This is a genomic window from Pseudoxanthomonas gei, assembly GCF_010119615.1.
Lineage (GTDB): Bacteria > Pseudomonadota > Gammaproteobacteria > Xanthomonadales > Xanthomonadaceae > Pseudoxanthomonas_A > Pseudoxanthomonas_A gei.
This window is the reverse complement of the sequence record NZ_QOVG01000005.1, coordinates 211376-233063: the sequence shown is the minus strand read 5'-3', so window position 1 is coordinate 233063 and position 21688 is coordinate 211376. Positions and strand designations below refer to the sequence as shown.

Genomic DNA, 21688 nt, shown 5'->3' with positions numbered 1-21688 from the left:
GGAGGGGGCGTTTCTCAGAAGCAGATTCGGTCGGCGGATATTCTTCATGTTCGGCCTGGCCGTGATCGTTCCCGCGGTCCTGGTCTTCTACCTGACTTACCGAAACGCCGCCAACCTGGCTTCGGCCAGCGAGGCGGAGACCCTGAGGGTGGTCAACAAGGGCTACGCACTTGCCGTGTTCGAACGCCTGAACATTGCAAGATCCACGCTGGAACGAATTTCCCAAGGCGTTGAACGCGCATCAGGCACTGCAACCGGTTCCATGTTCACCGCGGTAACGGAACTTGGCGCCGCCGCTGCGCCCGAATCCGGGTCGCCTGCGTTGCCGGATGAGCTGCTGCTGATCCGCCGCACGCGGTCCGGGCTACCCGAGATCGCGGTCATTGCCAGCAACCAGGACACGGGGCGGCGGCGGCTGCAGGGAACACTCGCGCCCGACTTTCTCTGGGGTGACCCTGAGGCGGCCATCTCCAACGGCCGGATCTGCGTGCAGGCGGAAGGCATTGACCTGACCTGCGTCGGCAGCGCCCCTTCCGTGCTGGATGACCAGGTGTTGCGGGACCAGTGGGACCTGGTCCTGAAACCCGAATACGGTGTGGGCGCCTGGCGTTTCCTCGCGGTCAGGCGGAAACACGACTCTTTCTCCGAGTATGCAGGCCTGTTGTTGCCCCTTGCGGTCGGCATGCTGCTGACGGCACTGCTGTTGAGCTCAATTGAAATTCGCAGAATCCTGGTTCCGCTGGAAACACTGCTTGAAAAGATCGCGGCCCTTGGCGGCGGCCGGGCCCCGAGCGTAAGCGGGGACGATGAATTCGTGATGCTGCATCAGACATTCCACTCCCTGCAGTCGCGCATTACCGGCCAGATCCTGGCGCTGAAGACACTGCAGGAAATCGACCAGCTGATCCTGGCGCGTAGCCCGCTGGGCGGCGTCATCGAGTTGGTACTCAAACGCATCAGGACGATGGTAGGTGCAAGACCGATCGCAATTTCCGTTTCCAGCGCGGTCGGAGACTTCTCCGAACAGGATTTCCTGCTGCGGCCCGATGGCGTGTTGTCCACAGTGTCGCTGCGCGGCGGACCGGCCGGGGACGAACGACGCCCTTCGCGCATGCGTCCCCATGACTGGCAGGAAGCAAAGGCCATCGCGCCCGGCCTGGCCGAATTCGGACTCGCGTCGGTGTGGTGTCTTACTGTTGGCCAGGACAGCGGGCCGCTGGTCAGGGTGAGCCTGGGTCAATTGCAGGCAGAAGCGGGCGAGAACCTGCCGGCCAGGTACAACGGCCACGGCGAACTCGAAGAACTCGCCGGGCGCGTAGCGGTAGCACTGGCGGCAGAGGCCCACGAACAGCGCCTCGTGCACCAGGCCCGTCACGATCTGCTCACCGACCTTCCCAACCGGCTCGCCGTTTTCGAATTGCTGCCGGGCATCATCGGACAGGCGCAGCAGTCGATGCACGGCTTCGCCACGCTCTTCGTTGACCTGGATCGATTCAAGGCCATCAACGATGGGCTGGGCCACACGCTGGGCGATACCGTGCTGGTGGAGGTCGCGCGCCGGCTCAGAAGCGCCGCAGGGCCCGATACCCTGGTGGCGCGCCTGGGAGGCGATGAGTTTTTCGTGGTTGCGCCCTACGCACGTGATCGCGCCGCTGCCATCGCCATGGATGACGCAATCCGCGAAGCGTTCGAAGAGCCGCTGGTGGTCGAGAACAATTCATTGTTCATCGGACTCTCCAGTGGCATCGCCATGTATCCCACAGACGGCGAAGACGCCGACATGCTGATGCGCAACGCCGACCTGGCGATGTATCGCGCCAAGCAGTTGGGCGGGGCCAGCGCCATGCCCTTCGATGCCGAGATGAACCAGGCCGCCGAAAAGCGCGTGCAGCTGGAGCACGATCTGCGGCTCGCCATGGAGCTGGACCAGCTGCATCTGCACTACCAGCCGCGGATCGACAGCAGGGACGGGTCCATCGTCGGGGCCGAAGCCTTGTTGAGGTGGACCCATCCTGTCGCAGGGAACATCGGGCCCGGTGAGTTCATTGGCCTGGCGGAGGAATGCGGACTCATCGGCGCGATCGGCGCACTGGTGCTGGATCGTGCATGCCGGCAGTTGGCAGCCTGGCAAGCGGCCGGATTGGATCTTCCGATGTTGGCCGTCAACGTGTCGCCCCATCAGTTGCGTGCAGGAGACCTGTTCGATTCCATTGCCAAGGCATTGGCTACCCACGGCCTTGATTGGAGCCAGCTGGAGATCGAGATAACCGAGTCGGTGCTGGTCAAGGATTCGGTGTTTGCCAGCGAGCAACTGCAGCGCCTGCGCGAGGCCGGATGTACTGTGGCCATTGATGACTTCGGCACCGGCTATTCGTCCCTTGCCTACCTGGCCAACCTGCCGACGGACACCATCAAGATCGACCGCAGTTTCATTGGCTCACTTCACGCGCGTGATACCCAGGCGGTAGTCCGGTCGATCATTGCGCTGGGCCAGACCCTGGGCAAGACCATCGTGGCCGAAGGGGTAGAGAGCTCCGAGCAGGTCAAGCTTCTGAACTCGTGGGATTGCCATATCGTGCAGGGCTTCGTGTACTTTCCGCCGCTGCCGCCGGAATCCCTGGCGGCGTTGCTGCCGAGGATCAGGGACGCAGGCGCCTGAAGGCTACCGATCCCTGATCGCCAGCGGCGCGTTCTGCGAGGGGCTACTCACACACTGCGCTCCCACTTGCCCTGGCCCGGTGCAAGCTCGCAGGCAGGCGGTTGGCCCGAGGCCAAGACTGTTCAACAGCCTCGTCCTTTAGTCAGAGACCGCGCGCCAGCCTGGAGTGGACACCGGCCTAGAATGAAGCTGACCGCTTTTTCTACCTTCAGGGACCTCAACTGATGAAGTTGCTACTGGCCTTGCTGCTGTTGCCCGTGTCCCTGTCCGTCTCCGCCGCGATGCCGGAGGTCGACCGCTACGTGGAGGCGAAGATGGCCGATCACCTTATTCCCGGGCTGGCCCTGGTGGTGATCCGCGAGGGCAAGGTCGTGCACCGTCGCGGCTTCGGCGAGCTTGGGACTGCGCAACCCATCATCATCGGTTCACTCAGCAAGGCCTTCACGGCGACGGCGGTGATGACGCTGGTCGAGGCTGGCAAGATCGACCTCGACGCGCCCATGCAGCGTTACCTGCCCGCCAGCACGTTCGATGACCCGGGCATGGCTGGCGTGACCGTGCGGCAGCTGCTGAACCAGACCAGCGGACTGCCGGCTGACGCGCCCAGGGCCGATGGCCATGACGCCTCGCTGGCGGCGCACGTGGCGGCGTTGCGAGGCGTGCGGCTGGTCTCGACCCCGGGCACGCAGCATCTGTATTCCAGCCCCAACTACCAGCTGCTGGGCCGCATCGTGGAGGTGGTCAGCGGCGAATCGTTTGGCGACTACGTGCAGCGCCGCGTGCTGGATCCGTTGCAGATGACCTCGAGTTCCACGAAGGGTGCCGGGAACGCGGCTCCGGGACACAACCTCTGGTGGGGTTGGGCGGGACCGTCGACCTACCGGTGGGAGCCGGGCCGCCTGCCCACCGCCTCGATCGTCGCCTCGGCCGACGACCTGTCCCGTTTCGTCCTCTGGCAGCTCGGTGGCGAGCCGCGGATCCTCAGCGACGAGTCGCGCGCCCTGCTGCATCGCGGTGTCGGCAAGTCGGAGTATTTTTCGTACGCCATGGGCTGGCGCGAAGGCACGACGGCCGGCGTGCCGTCGCTGTGGCATGGAGGCGCGGTGCCGTCCTACCGCGGCGCGGTGGTGATGATCCCGCAGTCGCGCAGCGGGGTGATCGTGCTGACCAACATGTCGACGATGTTCGCCGACCACACGCGCGAGATCGCGGCCGGCGTGGTGGCGTCGATGGAACAGGGCCCGCGTCCCGAAGGATTCCGCCCCCTGCGCCAGGTGTACGCCCTGGTGGCGGTCGGCTCGCTGCTGCTGCTGGGCTTCGCCGTGCACGGCCTGGTGCGGGCGCTCCGCCAGCCAGGCGGGAAGGAGAAGTGGAAGATCATCGCCTTCGACCTGCTGCTGCCGCTGGCGGCGATTGTTGTCGCGCCACGCATCTTCCACGTGTCCTACCGCGCCATGTGGGAAGGTGCGCCCGACATCACCCTCACCGTCGCCGTGGCGGTGCTGCTGGGAGTGGTCGCGGCGGTGTTCAAGCTGGTGCGCCGGCAGGACACCGTGATTGGGAGAACATAGGGTGGCCCCCGGCCCACCCTGGCCATGCATCCGATTGCGTTGGCTACGGAATGGAGAGCGGTGGGCTTGAGCCCACCCTATGGGGCTGACCTTTTTCGGGCGACAAGACTGCCCTCAACAAAACGCAGGGCGGGTCTTGACCCGCCATTGCCATCCGTCCGCCCACCTCGGCATGCAGCGCATAGGGTGGGCCCCGACCCACCATGGCCGTGCATCCGATTGCGTTGGCGGCGGAATGGAGAGCGACCGAAATGGGGTCAGGTTCCTTTCCTACGCTCGCGCGCATCCGGCCGATGGCTGGGGCGCCACATGGAGGTGTGGTTACCATAGTGGCGCCAGCCTCCGGGGCGGGCGCGGAGAACAACGGGGGCGCCGGGCCAGCCCCACGGGGGGGGGGGGGGCGGGGAAACGAGGGCGGTGGGTGGTGGGGGGGGGGGCCTGCCACACCGCCTCGGCCACGTCCTGCGGGTGGGTGGTGGCGGCGGGCTGGGCGAAGCCTTCGAAGAATTTTCCCGCGAACGCCGCATAGGGTTCGGTGACCAGGCCGTCGGTGCGCGCGGCGCCGTTGTCGGCGAAACGCGTGTCGGGGCAATAGCCGGGTTCGACCAGTCTGGTGCGCACGCCGAACTGGGCGAGTTCCAGGGCCAGGGATTCGCTGAAGCCTTCGATCGCGGTCTTGCTGGCGGTGTAGGCGGCGACCAGCGGAAAGGGTGCGAGCGTGGCGCTGGAGGTCACGTTGACGATCGTGCCCGCGCCGCGTTCGCGGAAACGCGGGATGGCGGCCTGGCACATCGCCATGGTGCCGAAGGTGTTGGTGTCGAAGATCTCACGCACCGTGGCCATGGGCGTGGCCTCGAACGCACCGAACAGGCCCACGCCGGCGTTGTTGACCAGCACGTCGATGGGCCCGGCGTGATCCAGTGCGCGGGCGATGCTTTCGGCGTCGGTCACGTCCAGGGCCAGCACGCGGATGCCTGCGGCGGCGGGCAACAGGTCGGCTCGCGGCCGACGCATGGTCGCAATGACCTGCCAGCCCTGGGCGTGGAAATGGAGGGCGGTGGCCAGGCCGTAGCCCGACGAGCAGCCGGTGATCAGTGCGGTCTTCATGAGGTGACTCCCTGGTAGTGGTTGACTGGGCGGCCAGCTTGGGCCAGCCTCGCCGGATGATCGATAGCCACCAGTCCACTTTCCTGTCGTGATCATCCGGAAATGAGCGACCCCCTGTCCCAGGTCATCGGCCTGCTGCACCCGCGGGCCGCCTTCGCCAATGTCATCAGCGGCAAGGGCCGCTGGGCCGTGCGCTACGCCGAATACGGCAGGCCCAGCTTCTGCATCGTGCTCGAGGGCGGCTGCCAGCTGGCCGTCGACGGCCACGCGCCCTTCGCCATCGGTGCGGGCGATTTCATCCTGCTGCCGGCCACGCCTGCCTTCACCCTGTGCAGCGACGATCCGCCCACGCCCACGGTGCGCGATCCCGACACCTTGCCCAGCGACGGCAGCGAAGTGCGCTACGGCGAAGCGGACGGGGCGCCGGACATGCGCTCGCTGGGCGGCGCCTTCGTGTTCGACCGCGGCGACCCGGCCCTGCTGGTGTCGCTGCTGCCTGCGGTGGTGCACGTGTCCGGCTCCACGCGCCTGTCGCAGCTGGTGGCGATGGTGGCCGAGGAAACCGTGGCGGCGCAGCCGGGAAGCGAGTCCGCGTTGTCGCGGCTGGTCGAACTGCTGTTGATCGAAGCCATGCGTTCGACCACCGCGGGCAGTGCGCCGCCCGGACTGCTCAAGGGCCTGGGTGACGAACGCCTGGCGGTGGCGCTGAGCCTGATGCACGCGCACATGCAACGGCCGTGGACGGTGGCGCAGCTGGCCAGCGCCGCCGCGCTGTCACGCTCGAGCTTCTTCGAGCGCTTCACCCGCGTGGTCGGGGTGGCGCCCATGGAATACCTGCTGGCCTGGCGCATGCAGCTGGCCCGGCAATGGCTGCGCCAGGGCGACCTGCGGGCGTCGGAAATCGCCGAGCGCGTGGGCTATGCCTCGGCCAGCGCCTTCAGCGTGGCGTTCCGCCGCCATGCCGGCATGACCCCCAGCCAGTATTCGCACCAGGCCGCGCGCGCTGTCGGATGAAACCAGATCCGGCCGGGGGTGGTGAGCGTATTAGCGAAATGGGATCAGGTTCATTTCCTACGGCTGCGTTGTGGGCTGCCCGATCGATTGCATGGGCGCCACGTTCTGCCCGATGCGAGCAGCGGGGCCGCCGCCAATGCAGATATGGATCAGCCCGGCGCCATTGCTCACCTGGGCTTTTTCATATCCTCGTGGATCCATTTTTCCGAGGCGGCGCTGGCCAGGTTCCTGACGTCGTCCTCGTTGGCTGCTTCCACCGCATCCAGATTCACGGTTTGCGTCTCGCCATTTTCGTTGACGCGGATCGCCGGCGTGGCCGTCCAGCTCTCGACGCCGTCCACGGTGTGGTGTCCGACTCGATGGATTTCCTGGATGTACTTGGGGATATCGTCCATGGCGTTTACCTGGAAAAAGGAGGAGGAAGCCAGCCTGGACCCGTTCTCATTACCGGTCCGTGATGGGCTTGCCCGCTAATTTTTTTGGCGGCGCCCGACCCTGCCGGGGCAGCCGGCGGGAAGAAGGGATGACGCTTTTTTCGCCAGCGGTGACGCTTTTTTCGTCATCGCTGGCGCTTTTTTCCCCATCGATGCCGCTTTGAGCGTCATCGCTGGCGTTCAAAGCGTCAATGGATAGCGAAGTCGACGCTGCTTTCAACGTCAAAAGCGCCGTCGATGGCGAAAAAAGCGGCATCGATGGCGTTGAAAGCGGCAACGATGACGCTTTGAGCGTCATGCATGACGCTTTTGACGCTGGGTGGTGACGAAAAAAGCGTCATCGCTGGCGCTTTTTCCCTCAGTGACGGCGCTTTGAACGGCAACGATGGCGCTTTGAGCGGCAACGGAGGCGCTTTGACCGTCAACGATGACGCTTTGAGTGGCAGCGATGACGCTTTCAACGCCATGCATGACGCTTTTGACGCTGGCGGCGGGGCGTTTTCCGGCAACGGACAAAAGGAAAGCCGCCCGAAGGCGGCTTTCCCGGTATTGCATGCCACTTGTGGCGCGGATCACGGGGTGGCGGGCGGCTCGGGCTTGCGCGGGCCTTTGTAGAAGCGGTTGGCCAGGTCCTTGCGGGCGCCTTCCAGGCCCTGGCTGCGCCCGGCGACCTTGAGCAGGGCGTAGCCCTCCAGGGCCAGGGACATGATGTCGCTGCCCAGGGCGGTCTCGGAGTCCTCGGCGCGTTCGGCCAGTTTCTGCAGGCGCACCAGGCGCGGGCGCAGGCGGTCCAGGGCCAGCAGGTCGGCCTGGGCATCGCCGACGCCGATGCTGGCCGGGACGATCTGCGGGTTGTCGCCCAGCAGGGTCAGGGTCTGCCGGCAGAACTGTTCGGACTTGCCGCCCATGCGGCTGAGGCTGCGGCGTTCGCTGACTTCCAGGGCGATGAAGCCGGCGAAGGCTTCTTCCAGGGTGGTCAGGGCCTGGTCGGCAGCGGCCAGCTGGGCGTCGGACAGGGTGAGGCTGATGAGGTTCTGGGACACGACAATCTCCTTTGCATTCCATGTGATGTAAGCCGCCGCGGGATGCGGGGCGAGGAGAAGTGTCCGGGAATGCCCGGCGCCTGTAAGTCGGCGAACGCCGCGTTTTTTGGTAGGAGTTTTGCGCGTTGATGGGTAGGAAAAGTACGCACATACGACTGTTGTATGTGGCGCGCAGTGTGTAACCCGGCCGACCCTGGCGTGCGCGATGTGACCCGCAGTGGCACCCGGACATGCGGCGCAGGCCGGCGCACGCCACGCGTGCCGGCGCCATGGGCCTTGGCATGTCAACTGCGTTGCATCGTCGCCACCGGGAGTAACGCGATGAAACCGACCATCTTGCTGCTGCTTGTATTGCCCGCCCTGGCCGGCAACGCCTGGGCGCATGGCGGCGGGCTTAACAAGGACGGCTGCCACAACGACCGCAAGCACGGCGGCTACCACTGCCACCGCGGCAGCGCCCCGGCGCCTGTGCAACAGCGCTATCAGCCTTCAGACCAACCGGCTCCCCCCTATCAGCCCTCGTCTGCCCGCCAACAGGGCGGCCGCGTATTTGCCAACTGCGCCGAGGCCAGGGCGGCAGGTGCCGCACCGGTGCGGCGTGGCGATGCGGGGTATGGGACGCATCTGGACCGGGATGGCGATGGGGTTGGGTGTGAGCCATACAGGGGGCGTTGAACGCGTTTGCAGAATGCAGACGCTTGCACGCATTGCGTGACGAGTAAGAATTTTTCTCGCATGCACGCGGGGCCTGCGGCGGCGTGCGGTCGATACACTTCCTGCACAAGCACTTGGGGAAGCCGCTTGATCCACCTTCGTACTCGGCAAACAGGACGGCACGCAATGCGCGCTTGCAGCTGAAGTGAAGTCGACATGCGGCCCTGCAGGCAGCGATAAGACCTTTCTATTTTTCAGATCAACCGACTGCGCACGAGGAAATGCATGAACCGAGCTATCAGCAGCATTCTAGTTCTCGCCCTGGGAGCGGTATCGGGCCAATGCCTGGCAGGCCCGCATGGGGATGTCCTGTCCAAGTGCATAGTTGAAAAGACCAGCAAGGAGGATCGGGCTGCCATCGTTACCTGGATGTTTGCCGCGCTTACCAAGAATGGCAGTCTGGCTACATTGAGCACCATTTCGGACGAGACGCGTCTCGCCATCAACAAGGCCGGTGGCGCTGTCTTCCAGAAAGCCTTGGCCGAAGTCTGCCTGGAAGAATCAAAGGCCGCATTCAAGCTGGAAGGCCAAAGCGCGGTGGGCGAGGGCTTCCGCGGCCTTGGCGAGCTGGCGATGACCGAAATGTTCGCCGACCCTGCGGTCGATCAAGAGCTGAAGCACCTGATCAACTACATCGATCTGAACAAGCTGGTTCCCATTTTCCTGCAGCCTGGTGTTGCGCCTAAGAATGAAGGGCAGCTGTAGAACGGCGCTGGCAGTATTGAGACGAGTTGGCGCGGTGCCGGTTAGCCGTCGCGATACTCGGCATGGCGCATCTGGCTCGGGATGGCGTTAGGGTTGGTGCGGGCCAAACAGGCGGCGTTGAACGCGCTTCCAAAGGGCGGGCGCATCGAAGCATTGCGTAACGAGTAAAAATTTTTCTCGCATGCACGCGGGGTTTGGGGCGGCATGCAGTCGATACACTCGACGCACAAGCACTTGGGGAAGCAGCTTGAGCCATCACTTCGTACTCAGCGATTACGAGAACGTGCAGTTCACCGATGCCGGTGGATTCAAGCCGGGCGATTGTCGCATCAGGGTCTTCATTGGGCAGAACCAGGCGAACGTGCCGGTGGAGCTGGTCAAGGCCTTGCTGCCGTTCGGTCCGGACGCGGACCTACTGCGGATCTCCGGCACCGGACCGAACGCTCTGGATTTCCATATCGCGTATTACATCGGGCGATGGGCGATGGAATTTCCAGGATCGAGCTTCACCATCATTTCCAAGGACACCGGATTCGACCCGCTGATCCGGCACCTGGCAACCCACAACATAGTCTGCAAGCGCGTGCATAAGCTTGCGGTGGCGGCCAGTCCAAGCACAGCGGTAGCCACCACGCCGCCTGCGGCTGCGGCAAAAAAGGCGGTGCCGGCGAAGAAAGCTGCCAGCAAGAACGTCGTTGTCACGATCATGCCTGCAAGCCATACGAAGCCAGCGGTGACCGCTGCAGAAGCCAACACGGAATCGCGAGTCACAGAAGCATTGAAACGCCTCAAGGGAATGAACTCAAGCAAGCCGACGCGCACGGCAACCTTGCAGTCCACGATCAAATCTTTCTTCAAGCCTGCGTTGAACGACAAGCAGCTTGCTTCGGTGATTCAAGGCCTTGCCGACAGCAAGAAGATAGTCATCAGTGGAACGAAGGTGAGTTATTCGCTTTAGGTTTTTGTGACTTCTGACAGAAAGAGTGATGGGTGTCGCTACGCTCGACCCATCCTACGGGGCCTTGGATCCAGTCTGCGCAAATGGCTTCAGAGAGCGCAGACAAGCAGTCCGACCAATCATTTCGAAGGCTCAGATCACAGCAGTCGTCTCACGTGGTGCGCCGTGAGTGCGCTTTCATTGACTCCGCCCCTTCCCCCACGGGACAAAAACGGACATCATGTCCCTACGCTTCCCGGAGACCATATGGATATCTATTCGCTTATCGACTACACCTTGGAGCGTTACACCACCAGGGAGGTCGCTATGGCCCTTGGGGTGGATGCCAGGACCATCCGCCGCTGGCATGCCCGGGAATGTGAACCGCCGCCCTATGTCGATGATGCGATCCGTCAGCGTCTCCTGCCTTTGAGAAGCGACACGGATGCCCCCTCTGCCGCTTTTAGCTTCATCGATCTGTTTGCCGGAATTGGCGGAATGCGGCTTGCCTTCGAAGGCCAAGGTGGCCGCTGTGTGTTTACCAGCGAATGGGATTCGTATGCCCGCAAGACCTACGCGGCGAACTTCCACGACGGACCGGAGCATGTTTTCGCTGGCGATATCACACAGGTGCATGAGAAGGATGTACCTGATCACGATGTCCTCCTGGCCGGGTTCCCGTGTCAGCCGTTCTCAATTGCCGGCGTTTCAAAGAAGAACGCGTTAGGTCGGCCGCACGGATTCGCGGACAAGACACAGGGCACGCTGTTTTTCGACGTCGCGCGGATCATCGCGGAGAAGCGGCCCAAGGCGTTTCTTCTGGAGAACGTCAAAAACCTGATGAGCCACGACAAGGGACGCACCCTGTCCACGATTCTCGATGTGCTCCGCAATGAGCTCGGCTATACCGTTACGACGAAAGTGATCAACGGAAAGCACTTCGTTCCGCAACACCGCGAACGGATCATCATTGTCGGGTTCAGGGAAGATGTCGGATTCAGCTGGGACAAGCTTGCACTTCCCGATATCGCAGACGGCCCAAAGCTGGCGAGCATCCTCCACCCACAGGACGGATCCGAACCGGAGACCTGGAGTTTCCTTGAAGGCAAGAAGCGCAAGGTCTCCGCTGCATACACGCTCTCCGACAAGCTCTGGGCATACCTGCAGAACTACGCTGCCAAGCACCGGGAGAAAGGCAACGGGTTCGGGTTCGGCCTTGTGACCGGCAAGGACACGGCACGCACACTTTCGGCGCGCTATTACAAGGACGGATCCGAAATCCTTGTGTCGCAGGGTTCCAGCAAAAATCCGCGTCGGCTGACCCCGCGCGAGTGCGCACGCCTGATGGGCTTTTCAGATACGTTCCGCATCCCCGTGTCGGATACCCGTGCTTACAAGCAGTTCGGTAACTCGGTTGTAGTCCCGGTGATCGCAGCAGTTGCAGAACTGATGGCGCCGCACTTGGAAGCGAATCAGACTGCACCTGCCCGTCGACCCCGCAAAGCGGCCTGATGGCCGACATCATCAGCCCGGAACGGCGTTCCGCGCTGATGTCCCGCATCCGGGGCAAAGATACAAAGATCGAACTGGAGGTCCGGCACGGTTTGCATGCGCTGGGATTCCGCTATCGACTGGGAGGGGCCGGACTGCCCGGGCGTCCTGACATCGTCCTGCCCAAGTACCGCACAGCAGTGTTTGTGCATGGCTGCTTCTGGCACCGCCATTCGTGCCCTCTGTTCCGGCTGCCCAAGACGCGGGCAGACTTCTGGAAGGCAAAGATCGACGCCAATTACGAACGGGATCGCCGACAGACAGCTCTGTTGCAGGAAGCTGGCTGGAATGTTGAAACCGTTTGGGAGTGTGAGCTTCGTTCCCGCCCGACGAAACAACGAGCCGAGGTCATCATTGCACTCGCAGATCGGATCCGGTCGCGAGACATGAAAGATTACGCAGTGGAGAGATGATCCCAAGCTTCTATCTATCCGCCTGACCCCGGTCGCCCTTGCAGCTACAATCGGGAGACAGTGAGGGGAATAAGATGACGGGACGCGAGAACGACGACCAGTGGTTGTCGGAAATTACCTTGGCAAGCGCGCTTGCAATGATGCAGAACAACGGTGTGTCCGAAGTTCTGTACAAAGTCTTGCCCAAGAATGCCAATAGCAAAAATCAGGTTTATCTCGGCGGCCAAGACCCTTCCCAGTTTTCCAAGCTTCCCACCGGCGAAATGACGGCGCATCTTTCGGTGTCTGAAAAGAGCGGCAGCCACGAGGCCGTCTTCCAGGCCGCGCTTGATTTTTACTGGCTGACTGATGAAGGCCAGTTGGCGCCCGCCCCTCACGCCAAGATGATTTTTTATCCGCAGTACCCCGAAGTTCGCTTTTCTGGCTTCCTGAAAGGATGCAAGCACGCCCCCTCAACCTTCTGGGCAAAAGAGAAGCGAGGAACTGAACCTGGACGCATTCTCTTGCTTGGCTTGGGCAATGAGAAGAAGGTCATAGGCTTGACACTACCGCCAGAAGCGCCCGCCACCAAAGAAATCCTGGCGACAGGTCCCCACGCACGCTATGAAGTATTCGGCATATTGCCTATGGCTGGAGAGGAGGAGGTGGAAGATGGCTTCGTTGAACTGATGCGCCACTTGTGCCGAATTCACGACATGGGCTTCGTCTCCTCACGAAGGCTCGATCCCAGCGGCGCGTTGGTGCCTTGCACCTCGTCGAATTGCAATGGAAACACGCTGGAAGCTTTGCTTGGTATTCGCTCAAATGGTTACTCACTTCCCGACTTCATGGGCTGGGAAATCAAAGCTCGTCAGTTAAAGAGTGTCGACAATCCATCCTCAACAGTCGTGACCTTGTTCACTCCCGAACCGACGACGGGGATATACGCAGAAGATGGCATTGAAGCCTTCATCCGTCGCTTTGGCTATCCTGACCGAAGAGGCCGCGATGACAGGTTGAACTTCGGCGGCATCCATAAAGGTGGCCAGCCAGCCCATCACTTGACAGGCCTACGACTTATCTTGGATGGCTACGACCCTTCAGCGCCCAAAGAATATCTCTCAACAGGCGCAATACTGCTCATGGACGCAACTGATACGGTTGCGGCTGGATGGTCATTTGCAAAGCTCATGAGTCACTGGAAAGAGAAGCATGCCCAAGCCGCCTATGTACCTTGTCAACAACTTCTTATCCCGGCGCGCCAGTATCGCTACGGGCGCAAAATACTTTTGGGCGAAGGCGCCGAGTTCGGGCTTCTCCTGAAGGCGTTTTATGAGGGGCGCGTCTACTATGACCCCGGTATCAAGCTTGAAGGGGAATCGACGCCTAAGCCAAAATGGAAGAAGCGAAGCCAATTCCGAGTTGCAAGCGTGGATTTACCTACGCTTTATGAGAAAAGCCGCATCGTTGATGCTTGTGATATCTCAAAAGCAAGCTGGTAGTTATGCCTCATGAGCAAGTACACGGACACTGATGGCTGGAAAGCACGCCAAGAAATCTTGGATACATTTCCGGATGTAATCGTTGATGGTGAAAGCTGGCGTGCCAAAGTGCTCATTCAAATAAAGAAAAACCAATGGGGAGTACCTGTTTACTGTCTGGATCCTTACATCAAGAATCCGGCCATTTTTCCCGCCGGTCACCTTGTTGAAGCAAGGAGCGGAAACATCCCTGGATTACCTACAGATTTTGGCCCTTGGGTGCCACGCAGACTATTTGAGTCCAAAGGCCCTTTCATCACAGGACATCTTTATCGTGTCCGCTCCGGCCCTCATAGCCGGGCTGAAGATAGGTGGCCTGCTCACATTCAGGACTTCGTTGCGGAGTTTGAGGGCATCCGTGACGGTTTTGACAGCTTTCTCGTCATAGAAGACCACAGCCACTGTATAGACGTTGATCCAAGTAGTGCGCCGGCGCTGAGAGACTAAGGAAGTCGGATTGGCTATGAACGTCGTTCCCCACGTTCGGTTCTTATTCGGCGAAACGTGCATCCTTTTGAACCTATATTCTCTTACCTAGGCTCCAAGCAAGCTTAGGACCGTAGGCTGGGTTGGCGTCATTAACCCGGCATCGGATCAAGTCAAAGGCGCTGGGCTCGTGGAGCTAACCCAGCCTACGGCACTGCGCTCAACCCATCCTACGGGGCCTCAGTAGGCGACACAGCTGCCTTAGCCGCCTATATGGCGATCGATTTTGAAGCCTGCGTAAGCTACAACGAGCTCGTACCGATCCGTATCGACGAAGAAGTGGATGCGCCCAGGTATCCCACCTGTAAAGTATGCGTGCGCATCAAAGCACCGTGTCTCTCCGACTTCGACATCCTCCACATAGCAGAACTTCTTGCGTTGCTCATGCTCTCCCCGCGCGGTTTTGCCAGACATCTCTAGGATGCCGAGTTCTCTCCACCTTATAACGTCGGCGCTGAGCTCTTTTAGTCTGTCTACCAGCATTTTGTATGGCGCTCCGCTAGTAGACAGATCCAGAATATCTTTTCGAACACGTGGCAAGAATCTAATTCCCGGAAATCGATCCGCTCGTTCCTGCCAGAGCACTTGACCGCTTGGGGTTCCATCCACCCCCAGATTAGTAAGCCATTCCCCGTGCTCGCCAACATGATCAGCGGCGCTGAAGTTCCTCAAAGCCTGTCGGCTACTGTTTATCTCCCCATCCTCGCTCATGACTTCACAACTTGCAGATACCCACGAGTCGCGCCAGTCTGGATGGCCATTGAAACTCGCCGTCCCGGTTTGAAGCACCCATGCATAAGTTAGGGCTAACGAAGAAGCTCCACTGCGGGTGCGAGCATCTCGATCAACCGACTCACGCAGTGCTGCCTCGAAACCTGCCGACAAGGGAGACCTATCTGCTATCAGTCGCAGGTAGTCCCACTCTTCACTGTATCTCTGGCCGTGCAAGACACGGGAGATAGTCCAATTGACGGAAACTTGGCAATCTCGAAGCGGTACGGCCACATTCAAGGCGAGCTGTCGGTTAGCCTTTCTCGCTAAACGGACGGTCTTAATGAGCTGTCTAGCCGCCAAGAGGGCTTCTGCATGCTCAACCTCATCCTCGTACCCTGAGTGTTGCTCTAGGAATAATACCGGCGCTGGCATCATTCAATCTTCCAGTAGCTCTTCGAGCGCCTTGCTCCACTCATCGAAGAATCCTTCCGGCCATTCGCTAAAACGGCCATTGTCCAGCAACTCAGGAGAGAACACCGTCGACTCGCCGGACTCGATATCCCGCCGAAAGAAGTGCACCACCACGTTCTCAGGGTCGATCACACTGCTCTTCGCCGCAACTCGAATCCCATTAAGAACATGGTCGCTGTGCGTCTCAACAAGTATTTGGACTTCGTCAGAAGCACAAGAAGCAAGCAACAGGCCTAGCGCAAACTGCCCTCTGGGATGTAAGTGCGCCTCCGGGTTCTCAAGTAGCAACAGGCTCCCCGGAGGTGCTGCCAAGCACGCAACGACGATTGGAAGGCAGTAGGTCAACCCAAAGCCCACGTTACCAGGCCGATGTTGACGACTTCCGGAGTCAACGCCGGTTCCTGTATATTCAAAACGAAGCGATGTGGCATCAGCTAGCTCCACAACTGCAGGCCTCAATCGAACACCTGGACTGAGCTGCTGCATCCAACCGGCAGTTTGATCAAGTAGAGAGTCTGTGGGGGCTACCTGCTCATACAACGCCTCGGGAAGATCTCCCCGATTTTTTGGGCAAAAACGTCTTGGCGATACTTTTGTATCTGCGTTCTGCTCAAGAAAGTCGACCGTATACTCTCCTCTTACTCCAAGCCATCCCGCTGCACGCTCGGGAGTGCTCGCCTGCGCGTACTGAGTAGCTGGGGTCAATCGATCCGCTTGGATAAACTGAAAGCCAGAAAACATCCCAGAAGTTGCGGCAATATCACCAGTCTTGACTGTGGTGAGAGTGTCCGATCGTGCGGTTGCCGCCCCCGCGAGAGAGAAAGCTCCCTCCGATGTGACGACACCGATCTTAAGGGTGTCGTCTTGCGCGCCCTCGAAAAGGACATCTTCAACCCGGCCCATGTTTACAAGCGGCCCTCTGAGTGCGAGCACATCGCCTTCTTTAGATAAATCAAGACTCTGCTTTAGCAAAGCAAGCGCCTGCAGAGTCGTGCTCTTTCCCGATCCATTCAGCCCTGCAAGGACAGTTAAAGCTGCGATCCTTATTGATACGCATCTAGCTGACTTGAAGTTGCTTAACTCTATTTTCTCAATCATCGAGGATACCTAACAGGAGCGAACGCAAAGTTGATATCCGAACGGCTGAAGCCTCAGCGGATCCCGTCGCGTATGAAAGAGCTCTCGTAAAATCTGAATCTTCCGTCATTGCAGCCTCAAAGGCAGAGGACACGAGGTCCTTTCGGTCTTGGAGAACGGTGACTGTCGCGTCCTTCATTTCAGAAAGCACAAGTAGCTGTGCCTCAAAGAGTCCGCGATTTATCGGCTTTCGGTAGTAGTGCCCGTAACTCTTGCGGAATGCGTGCCTTCCAAAAACTGCTGCGGCTGCATGGAGAGATCTTTTGAAGGTATAAGCAGCCTCTGACCATTGTTTCTCAGTCCATCGCAACAAGCTTTCTTGGACTACGTGGTTGAGAAACTCATCAAGCGTTTGATTGGATGGCCTAGCAAATGGAGGGCGCAGCTGCCAAAGCGCGATGAAACGTAAAACGAGCTCAGTGTCCTGTTGCCTCTCCGTCCTTATCTTGTTTTCGGTGACCTTTAAGAAATCCCTGCTTTCAGCTAGTGCACGCAGCTGATTCCTCCACTCGCCGGGGAAAATTGCATTCCTGATCTCTTGGGCGTTTAAAGGCATTCCACCCTGATTCAAGCGCGCAAATACATTGAATTTCACTGCCGGTGGCGTGTTCGCCCGGATGATGTTTGCCGTGATCTCCAGCTCTGATATCCGACGCTGAAACTTTCTGTCGATATCGGCAAAGGACTGCCCCTCCATCTCTTTCAGATATTGAAGACCTTCGAGCTTAAGTGGAGTCAGCCATGCACCTGTTGCGCTCTTAAGCAGCTCCACATTCTGGAAGTGAAAGATTGCGCAAAGCCGTTGCAGGCCATCAACGACGGAGTAAACCCCTTCAGCATCTTCGCTGAAGTAGAAAGATGGCAAAGGAATACGCAACAGCACCGACTCAATCAACCGCGCTTTTCTCTTTGCGTTCCACAGATTTGCTTGGCGCTGAAAGTCTGGCGTCAGATCTAGCTCGCGGTTTTCCAGTCGATCTTGAAGAGCGCTCAGACTCATAGGCTTAACGATGATATCGATCTTAGTGGGGTCGAACGGAACCTCAATCTCTTCATTCCGATCGACTTCTACCTCGAGTCCTTCTTCGTCTGCCAAAGCATTCGCTTCGTCTTGAGCGTCGTCATTCTCGATTTCTGGGCCTGCGCCAGTTACTTGCATTCTGTGTCGCTCCGCGAATTTCTTTGGGCGAGATGTTGCTTGGGATAGATCATTGTTTGGCAACTCGATCTCACACGCACGTCCTCAAACCCCAACCGGATTAACCTTCTCCACATCGATCTTGTACTGCTTGATCGCCCTGGCCACATCCTTCCCGGTCATCTTGCCATCCGCCGCCAGCGCCGCAACGGCCGCATGCGCGATGTAGTAGCGGTCAACCTCGAAGAGCCGGCGCCGGTTGGCGCGCGCCACATCATCGCCCGGTTTGCCGGCCACTGCCACCCGACCCGTATGGACCGACATCCCGCGGCCGGTTCCCTCACCGCACCAGCGGCAGGATGCGCTCCTTCAGCAGCTTGTATTCGGCATCGATGACGTCCTGGTTCGGATCATGGCCGGCGTGCTCAAGCAGGACCAGGCCTTTCTGCGGCGCCTTCAGGCTTTCGTAATAGCGCTGCGCCACGTCGGGCGTGGCCAGCAGGTCCTGCGCGCCTTCGACGAAGAACATGGGGATTTCGAACTCCGTGCCCAGCTTGGGCAGATCGACCTGCGAGGCCATGCCGTCGCCGTGCAGGCCGACGAAACTGAGGAAGGAATATTCCTCGCCCGCCTCGTAGTCGGCCAACGCCTTGGCCGTGGTGTATTCGGCGGCCGGCTGCCAGGAGGCCGGCGGCGGCGTGCTGACCTTGGCTTCGTAGCGGCGGATCACCCGGCGCACCTTGCCGAAGCTGCGCGGATCGGTCCACGGCGGCGCGCCCACCCCGTCCAGCACCTCAAGGGCCGCCGTGTCGCCGGCCGCGCGCGCCAGGCCCAGCAGCTTGCGGTAGCTGACCGCCTGGTTCTCGCGGAAATCGACCAGCTGCGAAGTGCCCAGGTAGGCATGGAACAGTTCCGGATGCGCCTTGGCCAGGTGCACGCCCAGGATCGAGCCCCAGGAACTGCCCCACAGGATCACCTTGCGCTGGCCGAAGCGCTGCGCCAGGTAGGCGGCCAGCTCGGCGCCGTCATCGCTCATCTGCTGGAGGGACAGCATGGAATCCTCGGCCGGCGGGCTGCGGCCGTAGGTCATGCCGGCGCCGCGCTGGTCCCATTGCACCAGCACGAAGTCGCGCGCCCAGGCGCCGTACATGCTGTCGGACAGCGGGCTGAGCGGATTGCCCGGGCCACCGCTGAGAAACAGGATGACGGGGCTGCCGCAGCGGTCGCCTTTGACGGTGACCCACTGCTCGATGCCGCCGATCTGCACGAAGCCTTTTTCGTCCACCTTCTGCGTCGGCGAAGCGCACCCGGGCGCGACCGTCTTCGGCGCGGCCACGCTGCGGGCAGTGGCGACGGCTGGCAGCAGCGCCAGCAGCAAGGCGGCGCAAAGCAGGTGCGAACGGGGCATGGACAGTCCTGTGGGTGACGGGCGCGGCGATGCGGCGCGAGCGCGAAGCTTAGCCCAGGTGGCTCGACGCCCACCATGCGGTTGGCAGGCTGGGTTGGTAAAGCTGACCCGGCCTTCGGTCGCAAATCATCGCCCACATCCGATCAATAAAAGGCGACGGATTTCGTCGCCTTTCTGTATTTCTGCACCAGGGTCTTGGTCACACCGTGTAATGGCCCGGCATGAAGGCGCGGATCTGGTCGGCATAGGCACGCACGTCATCGGTGGCGGCGATGGCCGGGCCCTTCACGCGGCGACCTCGATGTATTGCACCTGGCTGGACGGCGGCGGCACCGCGGCGCCATCTTCGCGCAAGCCCGCCAGGTGCAGCTTGATGGCGTCATGGATCAGGTGTTCCACCTCGGCCTTGGTTGCCGCCGTGGCGATGCAGCCCGGCAGGTCCGGCACATAGGCGGAGTAGCCGTTGCCTGCTTGCTCGATGACGATGGCGTAGCGCATGACGGTCACCTCTTCAGGGCCCGTAGGATGGGTCGAGCATAGCGACACCCATCACGCGTGACGCCATGACGTCCACGGGCTTTGGGAAACAGATGTATCGGCTTGAGGCTCTGTCGCTTCGGACAGGAAGAGCGATGGGTGTCGCTATGCTCGACCCAACCTACAGGGCCTACGGTGGCATGGGATCGCATTCCTTGCGATGGGTTCGCCGCCCGCAGCCACCGGCCGGCCGGCGTATTCCGTTACGGCAGCGAAGTCGTCACATCATCCGCATCTGTGGACCAGGCTCTCTCACTGGCCCATCCATCGTCTGCGGCAAGGGTTCCCGCCGCTGGGCCTCGTTCAACACCTGCAGCTGCACCATCGACTGTTCGACCGGCGTGCTGATCGCTTCCTGCGTCCTGGTCATCACCCGGTGATGCGCCGGATCACCCGGATTGCCTTGCAATACAAACAGGCTTTCGCCCTGACCCATCCCACCGCGTGCCTCGCTGAGCAGCACGTGGTCGATCCGCGACAGGCCGTTGGCCCTGGCGACGCAGGCCACACTGGCCGCCATGCAGGCGCTCTGGTCGGTGTAGGGGCGGCCCAGGCTTTGCTCCAACTGGCGGACCGCGCGCTCGGCCTGTGGCACCAGGGGATCATCAACCGTGCGCGACCCAGGATCGGCGGATGGCACCGATCCGTAGCGGTCCATGTAGGGCGGTAGCGGCGGGTCGTTGCCGTTGGGGCGATGCGCGTCGTTCACGGCGGGAGGATAGATGCGCGGCGCGATCTCCTGCAGCGTGACCGGATCGATATCCCCGGTCTGCGGCAGACCCCGCGCCTGCTGGTAGTTGATCACCGCCGCCTGCATGGAAAGGCGATAGACCCCGTCCACTTGCAGCGGACGATTGTCGGCGCCACGAAAGCCCTCTTCGTTGAGTCGCTGCTGCACAGTCCGCACGATACCTGCCGATTCGCCGATGCGGATCACGCCGTCGTCCACCACCGGCCGGGCTTCGATGCCAGCTGTGCGCCGATCCGGATCGATGGAGAGCCGACCACTGACCAGGTCAGCCACGTAATTTTCGTAATGCTGGTAGTAGCGGGTGTCGACCTCCATGTGAACGTGGATCCGCTCAGTGGCCTGATCGCTTTGCGTACCAAGGGACTGTCCATACTGAACCGTGTCACCGACACTGACACCGATTGGACGCATGTGGCGAACCCTGGCAATTACCTCGCCACCTTCCCTATCAAGTATGTCGATCCGACCTCTCGCATCGTCCCGGAAGCCGATGTATCCAGTCAAAGGGGAAGGCACATCCACGTGGCGCGCTCCGGGCCGGCCCTGCGAAATGCGCGAATCTTCCAGGATGAAATCCTTCTTCAGCAGCACTTGATCTGGCGCCAGGCCGAACGAGTTGCCTGGCGTCCTGGCCTCAATTTCCTGCACTTCCCCACCGACAAGCGCCTGAGACCTGTCTACCTGCCCGCCAACAACCACCCCGTTTGCTAGGTGCGCTCCGCGATTGTCGCCGGGATGGTGAGTAACCAACCCTTCAAAATCAGGAACCGGGATATTTATGTTTGCGCCCGCCTGGGTAAGACGGTAAGGGGGAAGCCGGGGAAGGTCACCTTCGCCTGTTCTTTCGTTCGTCATTTCTACGATCTCCATTCGTTGAAAACACACGATTCCATTCCGTGTGAATTACCTGCATCGAGCATAAGTCGCGGAGCGACTTTGATCTATGACCGTCAGTGTTGCCTTGTCGGTTCCACTGAGCACGTAGATCTCGTACTGGTCATAAGCTTGTTCGTCGATATGCAGGCGGGACTTAACTTTCCATGCTTGCGGCTTCTTTGAAATTTGCAGAACAACCAAAGGTTCGTTCCACTGCTCGTAATCGACAAGCTTGGTTGGCGTGATTTCCATCCTGCTATCGCTATCCAGATTGCCAGGCAAGCGGCACGTGCTGCCCCCGCCTTGCCAGATTCCAAGGAGCTGTCTTGGATAACTCACTCCTGGCTGCTTGCTGTGGGCGGGCAGGCAGCCAATCGACAGCACTCCTGCAACAAGCATGAAAAATGCGGTGCGTGATCCATAACCCATACAGATACCTTCCTTTCTTGCTTGGCTTCCTACCGATGCTTGAACAACCGCAGCCTTGTGAGCTGGAGTTTCC

Annotated in this window: 23 protein-coding genes; 11 read left to right on the top strand and 12 right to left on the bottom strand. The window is 60.6% G+C overall.

Annotation, left to right across the window (positions count from 1 at the left end):
- Positions 1-46 precede the first annotated feature (46 nt).
- Both DT603_RS09380 and DT603_RS09375 read left to right on the top strand, forming a co-directional pair.
- The gene (locus DT603_RS09380; RefSeq protein ID WP_162349615.1) at positions 47-2659 is read left to right on the top strand and encodes a putative bifunctional diguanylate cyclase/phosphodiesterase; all 2613 of its coding nucleotides are present in this window, start codon (positions 47-49) and stop codon (positions 2657-2659) included.
- A gap of 224 nt (positions 2660-2883) precedes the next feature.
- Positions 2884-4230 carry a serine hydrolase domain-containing protein gene (locus DT603_RS09375; protein WP_162349614.1) on the top strand — a complete coding sequence of 449 codons (1347 nt, stop codon included), beginning with the start codon at positions 2884-2886 and terminating at the stop codon, positions 4228-4230.
- Between the two features lie 321 nt (positions 4231-4551).
- Here the strand turns inward: DT603_RS09375 and DT603_RS09370 are convergent, their stop codons facing one another.
- Positions 4552-5337 carry an SDR family oxidoreductase gene (locus DT603_RS09370; protein ID WP_162349613.1) on the bottom strand — a complete coding sequence of 262 codons (786 nt, stop codon included), beginning with the start codon at positions 5335-5337 and terminating at the stop codon, positions 4552-4554.
- 102 nt (positions 5338-5439) lie between these two features.
- On the opposite strand from DT603_RS09370, the gene DT603_RS09365 reads away from it, so the two are divergent.
- Complete coding sequence (locus DT603_RS09365) at positions 5440-6351, top strand: AraC family transcriptional regulator (protein ID WP_162349612.1); 912 nt, start codon at positions 5440-5442, stop codon at positions 6349-6351.
- A 167-nt stretch (positions 6352-6518) separates the two neighbouring features.
- On the opposite strand, the gene DT603_RS09360 is transcribed toward DT603_RS09365, so the two are convergent.
- Both DT603_RS09360 and DT603_RS09355 read right to left on the bottom strand, forming a co-directional pair.
- The gene (locus DT603_RS09360; protein WP_162349611.1) at positions 6519-6746 is read right to left on the bottom strand and encodes a hypothetical protein; all 228 of its coding nucleotides are present in this window, start codon (positions 6744-6746) and stop codon (positions 6519-6521) included.
- Positions 6747-6795: 49 nt separating this feature from the next.
- On the bottom strand, positions 6796-7083 hold the full coding sequence (locus DT603_RS09355) for a hypothetical protein (protein ID WP_162349610.1): 288 nt from the start codon (positions 7081-7083) through the stop codon (positions 6796-6798).
- A gap of 2 nt (positions 7084-7085) precedes the next feature.
- Here DT603_RS09355 and DT603_RS09350 point away from each other — a divergent pair, with 2 nt between their 5' ends.
- Positions 7086-7400: a hypothetical protein gene (locus DT603_RS09350; protein ID WP_162349609.1), complete on the top strand. Its 315-nt coding sequence runs from the start codon at positions 7086-7088 to the stop codon at positions 7398-7400.
- On the opposite strand, the gene DT603_RS09345 is transcribed toward DT603_RS09350, so the two are convergent.
- Positions 7358-7828 carry a hypothetical protein gene (locus DT603_RS09345; protein ID WP_162349608.1) on the bottom strand — a complete coding sequence of 157 codons (471 nt, stop codon included), beginning with the start codon at positions 7826-7828 and terminating at the stop codon, positions 7358-7360. The genes DT603_RS09350 and DT603_RS09345 overlap by 43 nt on opposite strands.
- Before the next feature lie 162 nt (positions 7829-7990).
- Here DT603_RS09345 and DT603_RS16305 point away from each other — a divergent pair, with 162 nt between their 5' ends.
- The 7 genes from DT603_RS16305 to DT603_RS09310 all read left to right on the top strand — a co-directional run bounded on the left by DT603_RS16305 (position 7991) and on the right by DT603_RS09310 (position 14115).
- Positions 7991-8503 (top strand): excalibur calcium-binding domain-containing protein, encoded by a 513-nt coding sequence (locus DT603_RS16305; RefSeq protein WP_425500949.1) that lies wholly within the window; start codon positions 7991-7993, stop codon positions 8501-8503.
- A 264-nt stretch (positions 8504-8767) separates the two neighbouring features.
- A complete protein-coding gene (locus DT603_RS09335; protein ID WP_162349606.1) occupies positions 8768-9247 on the top strand; it encodes a hypothetical protein in 480 nt (159 codons plus the stop codon).
- Between the two features lie 247 nt (positions 9248-9494).
- Positions 9495-10205, top strand: coding sequence for a PIN domain-containing protein (locus DT603_RS09330; protein ID WP_162349605.1), 711 nt, complete (start codon positions 9495-9497; stop codon positions 10203-10205).
- A 246-nt stretch (positions 10206-10451) separates the two neighbouring features.
- Entirely contained in the window at positions 10452-11696 is a 1245-nt protein-coding gene (dcm, locus tag DT603_RS09325; RefSeq protein WP_162349604.1) for a DNA (cytosine-5-)-methyltransferase, read from the top strand.
- A complete protein-coding gene (locus tag DT603_RS09320) occupies positions 11696-12148 on the top strand; it encodes a very short patch repair endonuclease (protein WP_162349603.1) in 453 nt (150 codons plus the stop codon). The genes dcm and DT603_RS09320 overlap by 1 nt, the downstream gene beginning before the upstream one ends.
- Before the next feature lie 74 nt (positions 12149-12222).
- Entirely contained in the window at positions 12223-13629 is a 1407-nt protein-coding gene (locus DT603_RS09315; protein ID WP_162349602.1) for an MvaI/BcnI family restriction endonuclease, read from the top strand.
- Positions 13630-13638: 9 nt separating this feature from the next.
- Positions 13639-14115 (top strand): hypothetical protein, encoded by a 477-nt coding sequence (locus DT603_RS09310; RefSeq protein ID WP_162349601.1) that lies wholly within the window; start codon positions 13639-13641, stop codon positions 14113-14115.
- Positions 14116-14355: 240 nt separating this feature from the next.
- Here DT603_RS09310 and DT603_RS09305 read toward each other — a convergent pair whose 3' ends face one another.
- The 8 genes from DT603_RS09305 to DT603_RS09270 all read right to left on the bottom strand — a co-directional run bounded on the left by DT603_RS09305 (position 14356) and on the right by DT603_RS09270 (position 21615).
- On the bottom strand, positions 14356-14865 hold the full coding sequence (locus DT603_RS09305; RefSeq protein ID WP_162349600.1) for a hypothetical protein: 510 nt from the start codon (positions 14863-14865) through the stop codon (positions 14356-14358).
- 438 nt (positions 14866-15303) lie between these two features.
- A complete protein-coding gene (locus DT603_RS09300; protein ID WP_162349599.1) occupies positions 15304-16437 on the bottom strand; it encodes an AAA family ATPase in 1134 nt (377 codons plus the stop codon).
- Positions 16430-17635 (bottom strand): DUF262 domain-containing protein, encoded by a 1206-nt coding sequence (locus DT603_RS09295; protein ID WP_162349598.1) that lies wholly within the window; start codon positions 17633-17635, stop codon positions 16430-16432. The genes DT603_RS09300 and DT603_RS09295 overlap by 8 nt, the downstream gene beginning before the upstream one ends.
- An 84-nt stretch (positions 17636-17719) precedes the next feature.
- Complete coding sequence (locus DT603_RS09290; RefSeq protein ID WP_162349597.1) at positions 17720-17938, bottom strand: hypothetical protein; 219 nt, start codon at positions 17936-17938, stop codon at positions 17720-17722.
- A 16-nt stretch (positions 17939-17954) separates the two neighbouring features.
- The gene (locus DT603_RS09285) at positions 17955-19022 is read right to left on the bottom strand and encodes an alpha/beta fold hydrolase (RefSeq protein WP_162349596.1); all 1068 of its coding nucleotides are present in this window, start codon (positions 19020-19022) and stop codon (positions 17955-17957) included.
- Positions 19023-19307: 285 nt separating this feature from the next.
- Positions 19308-19520 (bottom strand): type II toxin-antitoxin system HicB family antitoxin, encoded by a 213-nt coding sequence (locus tag DT603_RS09280; RefSeq protein WP_162349595.1) that lies wholly within the window; start codon positions 19518-19520, stop codon positions 19308-19310.
- 259 nt (positions 19521-19779) lie between these two features.
- Positions 19780-21165 carry a peptidoglycan-binding protein gene (locus DT603_RS09275; RefSeq protein ID WP_162349594.1) on the bottom strand — a complete coding sequence of 462 codons (1386 nt, stop codon included), beginning with the start codon at positions 21163-21165 and terminating at the stop codon, positions 19780-19782.
- A gap of 48 nt (positions 21166-21213) precedes the next feature.
- Complete coding sequence (locus DT603_RS09270; RefSeq protein ID WP_162349593.1) at positions 21214-21615, bottom strand: hypothetical protein; 402 nt, start codon at positions 21613-21615, stop codon at positions 21214-21216.
- Between the last annotated feature and the right edge of the window lie 73 nt (positions 21616-21688).

Coding starts and splice junctions, on each gene's coding strand:
- DT603_RS09380 (WP_162349615.1), top strand. CDS start 47: ATGTTCGGCCTGGCCGTGATCGTTCCCGCGGTCCTGGTCTTCTACCTG.
- DT603_RS09375 (WP_162349614.1), top strand. CDS start 2,884: ATGAAGTTGCTACTGGCCTTGCTGCTGTTGCCCGTGTCCCTGTCCGTC.
- DT603_RS09370 (WP_162349613.1), bottom strand. CDS start 5,337: ATGAAGACCGCACTGATCACCGGCTGCTCGTCGGGCTACGGCCTGGCC.
- DT603_RS09365 (WP_162349612.1), top strand. CDS start 5,440: ATGAGCGACCCCCTGTCCCAGGTCATCGGCCTGCTGCACCCGCGGGCC.
- DT603_RS09360 (WP_162349611.1), bottom strand. CDS start 6,746: ATGGACGATATCCCCAAGTACATCCAGGAAATCCATCGAGTCGGACAC.
- DT603_RS09355 (WP_162349610.1), bottom strand. CDS start 7,083: ATGACGCTCAAAGCGTCATCGTTGCCGCTTTCAACGCCATCGATGCCG.
- DT603_RS09350 (WP_162349609.1), top strand. CDS start 7,086: ATGACGCTTTTGACGCTGGGTGGTGACGAAAAAAGCGTCATCGCTGGC.
- DT603_RS16305 (WP_425500949.1), top strand. CDS start 7,991: ATGTGGCGCGCAGTGTGTAACCCGGCCGACCCTGGCGTGCGCGATGTG.
- DT603_RS09335 (WP_162349606.1), top strand. CDS start 8,768: ATGAACCGAGCTATCAGCAGCATTCTAGTTCTCGCCCTGGGAGCGGTA.
- dcm (WP_162349604.1), top strand. CDS start 10,452: ATGGATATCTATTCGCTTATCGACTACACCTTGGAGCGTTACACCACC.
- DT603_RS09320 (WP_162349603.1), top strand. CDS start 11,696: ATGGCCGACATCATCAGCCCGGAACGGCGTTCCGCGCTGATGTCCCGC.
- DT603_RS09315 (WP_162349602.1), top strand. CDS start 12,223: ATGACGGGACGCGAGAACGACGACCAGTGGTTGTCGGAAATTACCTTG.
- DT603_RS09310 (WP_162349601.1), top strand. CDS start 13,639: ATGAGCAAGTACACGGACACTGATGGCTGGAAAGCACGCCAAGAAATC.
- DT603_RS09305 (WP_162349600.1), bottom strand. CDS start 14,865: ATGAGCGAGGATGGGGAGATAAACAGTAGCCGACAGGCTTTGAGGAAC.
- DT603_RS09300 (WP_162349599.1), bottom strand. CDS start 16,437: ATGATTGAGAAAATAGAGTTAAGCAACTTCAAGTCAGCTAGATGCGTA.
- DT603_RS09295 (WP_162349598.1), bottom strand. CDS start 17,635: ATGCAAGTAACTGGCGCAGGCCCAGAAATCGAGAATGACGACGCTCAA.
- DT603_RS09290 (WP_162349597.1), bottom strand. CDS start 17,938: ATGTCGGTCCATACGGGTCGGGTGGCAGTGGCCGGCAAACCGGGCGAT.
- DT603_RS09285 (WP_162349596.1), bottom strand. CDS start 19,022: ATGCCCCGTTCGCACCTGCTTTGCGCCGCCTTGCTGCTGGCGCTGCTG.
- DT603_RS09280 (WP_162349595.1), bottom strand. CDS start 19,520: ATGCGCTACGCCATCGTCATCGAGCAAGCAGGCAACGGCTACTCCGCC.
- DT603_RS09275 (WP_162349594.1), bottom strand. CDS start 21,165: ATGACGAACGAAAGAACAGGCGAAGGTGACCTTCCCCGGCTTCCCCCT.
- DT603_RS09270 (WP_162349593.1), bottom strand. CDS start 21,615: ATGGGTTATGGATCACGCACCGCATTTTTCATGCTTGTTGCAGGAGTG.